Annotated in this window: 6 protein-coding genes; 3 read left to right on the plus strand and 3 right to left on the minus strand. The window is 43.8% G+C overall.

Annotated features, from left to right (window positions below; translation table 11 throughout):
* Positions 1-250, minus strand: a 250-nt coding sequence (locus tag F7C14_RS02090; RefSeq protein WP_290899490.1) for a hypothetical protein, incomplete at its 3' end; no start/stop codon positions are given.
* Between the two features lie 148 nt (positions 251-398).
* Between F7C14_RS02090 and F7C14_RS02095 the strand changes: the two genes are divergently transcribed.
* Positions 399-2012, plus strand: coding sequence for a hypothetical protein (locus F7C14_RS02095; protein ID WP_290899493.1), 1614 nt, complete (start codon positions 399-401; stop codon positions 2010-2012).
* 10 nt (positions 2013-2022) lie between these two features.
* Positions 2023-3957 (plus strand): hypothetical protein, encoded by a 1935-nt coding sequence (locus F7C14_RS02100; protein ID WP_290899494.1) that lies wholly within the window; start codon positions 2023-2025, stop codon positions 3955-3957.
* A gap of 54 nt (positions 3958-4011) precedes the next feature.
* Here F7C14_RS02100 and pan read toward each other — a convergent pair whose 3' ends face one another.
* A complete protein-coding gene (gene pan / locus F7C14_RS02105) occupies positions 4012-5214 on the minus strand; it encodes a proteasome-activating nucleotidase (RefSeq protein ID WP_290899496.1) in 1203 nt (400 codons plus the stop codon).
* Positions 5215-5294: 80 nt separating this feature from the next.
* On the opposite strand from pan, the gene F7C14_RS02110 reads away from it, so the two are divergent.
* On the plus strand, positions 5295-5756 hold the full coding sequence (locus F7C14_RS02110; RefSeq protein ID WP_290899497.1) for a multiprotein bridging factor aMBF1: 462 nt from the start codon (positions 5295-5297) through the stop codon (positions 5754-5756).
* On the opposite strand, the gene F7C14_RS02115 is transcribed toward F7C14_RS02110, so the two are convergent.
* A partial coding sequence (locus tag F7C14_RS02115) for a DALR domain-containing protein (RefSeq protein WP_290899501.1) occupies positions 5737-6512 on the minus strand: 776 nt, incomplete at its 5' end. The two genes, F7C14_RS02110 and F7C14_RS02115, sit on opposite strands and share 20 nt — an antisense overlap.

The following is a 6512-nucleotide window of genomic DNA, read 5'->3' on the forward strand; positions in this document are numbered from 1 at the left end:
AAGCGTGGAAGTAGGCTGAGATAACATCTTTCTTAACATCTTTTTTCCACACCACCGCAACGTGATGCTCTGCCAAAGCAGCTTTTTTTCTCTCCTCCAAACCTACGAAAAAGATTATTCCGGTGTCTTCAGCTGCACTTGCCGCTTCGCAAACAAAAGCACCCTCAAATTTCTTAGCATCTTCAATTGGATTTTTCGAAAGAATCACTTCCGCTCCGTTTCTTTTCAGAGCTTCTACAAGCTTTTTCATTGAGCGTTTGGCTGAGTGTTAGTGTACTTTATCTTTTCCTTTTTAACACGTTTTTCAACTTTTGAATTATTTGAGAAGATCTTATTGTTATGATAATTTAATGACTTTCTACAAAATTCTTATATATCAGCAATTTTGCAGGTATATAATGGGAGCTCTAAATTTACTGAAAAAGTTTAGTGTCGCACACAAGGGAAAAAAGTCTCTGCGGAGATTCGGTAAAATGGTAGTGTCCTTGCAGCTTCCTCTTTTGCTCTTTTTTGGTGGAGTAGTTGCAGCTGACTACGAAGTTGTTGGTGAGATTAGCGAGGCTGCAAACTTAATGCCACTGAAAATTGGCGTGCATCCTATTACCGGGAACGTGTATGTTGCAGATGTAGCAAAAGGTACTCTGAAGGTTTTCAACTCCCAAAGTTATGCTCTGATTGCCGAAATCCCTCTGAACGCTGAGGAGGCAAGTGCTGTTGCCTTTGACGAAGATCGTAACTTTACGTATGTCGCTGGTGTAAAAAACGGAAAACCAAAACTCTGGGTTTTAGACGAGAATAACGGAATAGCTCGGGAAATCGAACTGTCAGACGAGTTTTCAAAGGTTTACGATGTAGCCTACAACCCAACTTCGGATAAGATCTACGTTAGTAGTTGGGGTGCCGAAAAATTGTTTGTTGTTGATGGTAACAGTTACCGCGTCATCAGTCTGAATACTGGGAACTGCAGAGGGATTGCTGTCGACTCACTTCGTAATAAAGTGTACGTTTCAGTATTGAGAAGTGCGGAAGAAAACATCGTGTTAATTATCGATGGAGGAAGTGATGCAATTGTTGGAGAAGTCGCTTTGCCAAGAAATTCTATTCCCGCAGGGGTTGACGTAGATTCCCTTACTGGAAAAGTATACGTAGTTCTGCAAAGAAATGCAAGCGTAGCTGTAGTTAGTGGAGATCGTTTAGAGAAAATTATCTCTCTGGGAGTCGGTGAAACTTACGAAATCGGAACGCAGAAGATCTGGACTGCTGTGAACATCCCAGAATGCAGGAAAGCTTACGCCCTTCATTTTGATCTTGGATCACTTTACGTAATTAACACCGAAACAGATGTTGTTGAAAGGGTTGTAAATGTAGGGAGCACCGCTCTCGGTCTCGGTGTTGGAGAGGGGAAAATTTTCGTAGGGTACAGTTCAAGCGGTAAAATAGATGTTCTCTCAGCACCCCAGTCGTGTGGGGATAGAACTCCAGATTTAGCAACTAACCCTCCAGACTCTGTAAACGACTTGGGGATGTGTCATCTGGTATCGTCTACCCTTCGTGACCGCTCTGGGAATCCTCTGTCCAACATTAGACTATACTTCGAGGTATACTCCTTGGCAACCCTTGTCAACTACATCAAAGGAAATGTGGTCACTGACGGAGAAGGAAAAGCCATCTTCGCCTACACGGGATTAAAAGAAGGTCGTGATTTGATACACGTTTTCGCAGATGTCAACAACAACGGGAGATTCGATTCTGGAGAACCCGGATTCAAGGTCTACAAAAACTGGCAAAAAGACTCGGACAGAGATGGAATCCCGGACTCCGAGGAGGGGCTTTCTGACAGGGATGCCGACGGAGTTCCTAACTACTTGGATAAAGATGCCGACAACGATGGAATTCTTGACATTTACGAAGGCTCCACAGACATCGACAACGACGGCGTTCCGAACTATCTCGATCTTGATTCTGACGGTGACGGTATTTTAGATTCGGAGGAAGCTTGGAGAACATCATGAGGTGTTTCTGATGAGATTTTCCTTTCTTATTGGGTTAGTTTTCCTTTCAGCTCTTGTAGGATTAGCATCGGCATCTTATGAAGTAGTCGGAGAAATAAGTGATTCTTCGGACTACATGCCCTCAAAAATTGGAGTACATCCCAATACTGGACAAATTTACGTTGCCGACAGGGTAAACGGTAGAATAAAAGTGTTCGACAATCAAAGTTACGATCTCGTTGCTGAAATTAATTTAAATGGAGAGAGTACTAAAGCGGTAGCTTTCAACCCATCTACCAATCTTACGTATGTTGTAGGGAGAAGCGATGGGAAGCCAAAATTATGGGTTTTGGATAGAGGACTCAGAGTTGTAAGTGAAGTTGAACTGACGGGTGAAGATAGTCATGTCTACGATGCCGCTTTCAATCCGATATCAGACAAAATTTACATAACAAGCTGGGGAGCCGGAAAGTTGTTTGTCGTGGATGCTCAAAGTTATAACGTCAAGCAGCTGGATTTGGGCAATTGTAGAGGAGTTGCGGTTGATTTAAATGCGAATAGAGTGTATGTATCAGTTCTAAAAAGTTATTCAGAGAACTACGTAGTTGTTTTGGACGGGAACACGGATGCTATCATTGGAAGGATTTCGCTACCTAACGGATCAGCTCCAGCGGGTGTTGCGGTGGTGGAAAATAAGGTGTACGTAGCTTTGCAGGGGTTGAGCAAGCTGGCTGTGATAGACGGAAGCGACCTCCTAAAGATAATCGATTTGGGCATCGGTGAAGCCTACGAAATAGGAACGCAGAAAATATGGAGTGTCGCTGTAATGCCAAACTGTGGAAAAGTTTACGTTTTGCATTTTGACCTCGGAGCGCTGTACGTTATAGACGTCGCTTCTGATTCCGTCGAGGACGTAGTCTCAGTTGAAAAATATGCACTTGGTCTGGGAGTAGATTCAAGTAAGATTTACGTGGGTTATTCCGTTCAGGAAAAGATAGATGTTCTTCTTGCTCCGACTTCTTGTACGGATTTCACGGGCTTTTCAGCTTATCCACCAAACTCCACAAACGTTGAAGGTGGTTGTCATCAGATCATTTTCACCTTCTATGATGCTTCCGGAAATCCAGTCGAGGACGTTCCTGTAGTCATGAAAGTTTTTGGAGTTGACACACTGATGCAGAGAGCTCTCACAAACGAAGAGGGATTGGCGATACTCTCTTATTGCAGAACCAAAGCGGGAATAGATACGATCCAAGTGTTTGCAGATTTGAACGATAATGGAGAACGAGATCCCGAAGAGCCATCCAAAACTCTTTCAAAAACGTGGGTAAGTGATAAAGACGGAGATGGAATACCGGACGATAAAGAGAGTTTTGGAGATTCCGATGGAGATGGAACCCCGGATTATCTCGATGTAGATTCAGATAACGACGGAATTCTGGACGAAGAGGAGGGAATGCAAGATTTAGACGGGGATGGTGTTCCAAATTACTTGGACGAGGATTCAGATAATGACGGAATTCCTGACGGGGAAGAGGGGTTAAGAGATTCCGACGGAGACGGTTTTCCAGACTTCCTGGATTCAGACAGTTTTGGAGGAGGGGAGAGAAGAGTTTTCAGCGATTCAGACAACGATGGTATCCTCGACTTTTTGGACGACGATTCGGATAACGACGGGATGTCCGACGGTTGGGAAAAAGACAACAACCTTGATCCAAGAGATGCGAGAGATGCCGAAAACGATAACGATGACGACGGTTTATCCAACTTTGACGAATACAGGTTTGGGACAGATCCAAATGATCCAGACAGTGACGGAGATGGAGTTTCAGATGGAGAAGAAGTTAAAAAAGGCTCTGACCCGAAAGATTCCAGCGATAATATTTCAGTTCCCGATTTAACTCCGCTTGGACTTTCGTTGCTCGTAGCCTTAATACTCGCTCTTGTTGCATCAATGAGGAAGTGAAAAGTAGGATTAAAAGTTAAAATTTTTTTTTATGTGTGGTGGAGGTTCCGGAGTTCAGACGAACATAACGCCCTTCACTTCGAAATTAACTGGTTTCATGCCCTTCTTCATGACCTTTTCTATCGCTTTGAGGAAGTCCTCCATCGTAACTTTCGTTCTCTCGTTCTTTATCGCATACATACCGGCTTCAGTTACTATCGCCTTTATATCAGCTCCGCTCGCACCTTCCGTAAGTCTTACGAGCTCTTTGAAGTCGACATCTTCAGCGAGCTTCATATTTCTCGTGTGGATCTTGAATATCTGCAACCTCCCCTCTTCGTTTGGCAGCGGAACTTCTATTATCCTGTCGAACCTTCCCGGACGTAATATTGCCGGATCGAGAATGTCAATTCTGTTCGTTGCTCCTATGATCTTCACGTCTCCTCTCGGGTTGAATCCGTCCATCTCAGCTAAGAGCTGCATCAAGGTCCTTTGCACTTCTCTGTCTCCGCTTGTATCTCCAGCCGTTCTTCTTGCTGCAATCGCATCAAGTTCGTCAATGAATATTATGCTCGGTGCTTTTTCTCTTGCCAACTGGAAAACTTCCCTGACGAGCCTCGCTCCTTCTCCGATGTACTTCTGGACGAACTCGCTTCCCACGACTCTAATGAAGGTCGCGTTGGTCTCCGTTGCAACAGCTTTGGCAAGCAGAGTTTTGCCCGTTCCCGGAGGACCGTAGAGGAGTACTCCTTTCGGAGGTTCTATGCCAATCTCCTCGAAAAGATGTGGTTTGAGGAGGGGTAGCTCTATAGCCTCTCTAATCTCTTCTATCTGCTTTTCGAGACCGCCAATATCCGTATACCTAACATTCGGCTTTTCGTCAACTTCAAAAGCGTAAACCATCGGGTCTTTCGATTGAGGGAGAACACTAACTATTGCGAGAGTCTGCTGATTTAAAGCCACTCTCGCTCCGGGCTTTAAATCAGCAGGATTAACGTAAGTTGAAGCGTGAACGACAAATTTGGGACCAGTAGAGCTTTTAACTATAACTCTCCCATCTTCAAGGACATCTGAGACTGTTCCGACAAGCAACGGAGGAGATCTTAACCTTTCTATCTCGCTTCTCAACCTTCTAACTTCCCTCTCATACCTAATCCTTTCAGATTCAACGTACCTCTTCTCATCCTCAAGTCTTCTGTAAAGTTCCTTTAACCTTTCGTACTCCTCTTCAAGCTGCCTCAATCTTTGCATCAGATATTCCATGGTTTCCGAAGACATATCAACACCTTCGCTCAACTCCGGAACCTCCAAAATACTATATATGCAAACTACTATAAGTAGTTATTGGAGGTTTCACGATGCAATGCGAAATATGCGGGAGAGAAATCCACGGAAGGGGGCACACGATTGTTGTTGAAGGAAGCGAAATGACCGTTTGCTCTCTTTGTAAAGACTACGGAGAAGAGAAATCAACGGTAGTTCAGCACGGAATTGTTAAAGTCGTGAAAAAGGAAAAGAAAGTGAAGCCGATAGAATTTACGGAGGAACTTGTGGAAAATTACAACGAAATAATTAAAAGGGAGAGAGAAAAAAGAGGCTGGAGTCAGGAGGAATTAGCAAAGAAGATTCAGGAAAAAGCTTCTTTAATTAGGAAAATAGAGAACAAGGAAATTACTCCGGAGCCAGAAGTTGTAGAAAAGCTTGAGAGAACTCTCGGAGTGAAGTTGAGGGAAAAAGTTGAGGAAGTAAAAATTCAGGGAAGAAAACTTGAAAATCTAACCCTTGGTGATGTTGTGATAATCAGGAAAAAGAAGAAATAAACCACCTCGTTCCTTTTTTTGTGTCCACAAGGTAAATTCCCCTTTCTTTGAACTTTTCTCGTATTTTATCTGCTTTGTCAAAATCCCTCTCCTTTCTCGCGAGCTCTCTTTCTTTAATCAGCCTGACGTCATCCTCGCTCAGCACCGGTACCCTCGTGTACTTTTCGAATATTCCGAAAATGTATCCCATGGTCTTCAGCTCTTCAAACGCTTTTTCAAGAGATTCCAAGTTTGCGTTGAAGAGATTCTTATTGATTTCTGCTGCAAATTCGTGCATCACAGCTATAGCTTTCGGCGTATTCATGTCGTTTTCCAAGGCACTCACGAATTCGCTCATGTAGCTTTTTAAACTTCCCTCTCTCTTCTCCCCGAAGGTCTTCAAATAAGCTATCTCCATGTCCAAGTTTCTGAGGGTGTTTAAGAGATACTCATAACTCTTTTTAGCCCTTTCAATTGCTTTTTCACTGTAATCGAGGGGAGATTTGTAGTGTGCCGAAAGAAGGAAGAACCTCACTACTTCTCCACCGTACTTGTTCACGACATCCCTTATCCTCACTATGTTCCCCAAGCTCTTGCTCATCTTTTCCCCGTTTATCGTTACGAAGTTGTTGTGTATCCAGTACCTTACTGGCTCAACTCCGAAGAGAGCGTAGCTTTGGGCTCTCTCGTTTTCGTGGTGAGGAAAAATTAAATCCATCCCCCCTCCGTGGATGTCAAAAGGAACTCCAAGCAGTTCCGAAGACATCACGCTGCACT

It is taken from the genome of Ferroglobus sp., assembly GCF_015521575.1.
Lineage (GTDB): Archaea > Halobacteriota > Archaeoglobi > Archaeoglobales > Archaeoglobaceae > Ferroglobus.

Excerpts from the sequence above, each read along its gene's own strand:
- F7C14_RS02110 (WP_290899497.1), top strand. The coding sequence starts at position 5,295 with ATGCAATGCGAAATATGCGGGAGAGAAATCCACGGAAGGGGGCACACG.
- pan (WP_290899496.1), bottom strand. The coding sequence starts at position 5,214 with ATGTCTTCGGAAACCATGGAATATCTGATGCAAAGATTGAGGCAGCTT.
- F7C14_RS02100 (WP_290899494.1), top strand. The coding sequence starts at position 2,023 with ATGAGATTTTCCTTTCTTATTGGGTTAGTTTTCCTTTCAGCTCTTGTA.
- F7C14_RS02095 (WP_290899493.1), top strand. The coding sequence starts at position 399 with ATGGGAGCTCTAAATTTACTGAAAAAGTTTAGTGTCGCACACAAGGGA.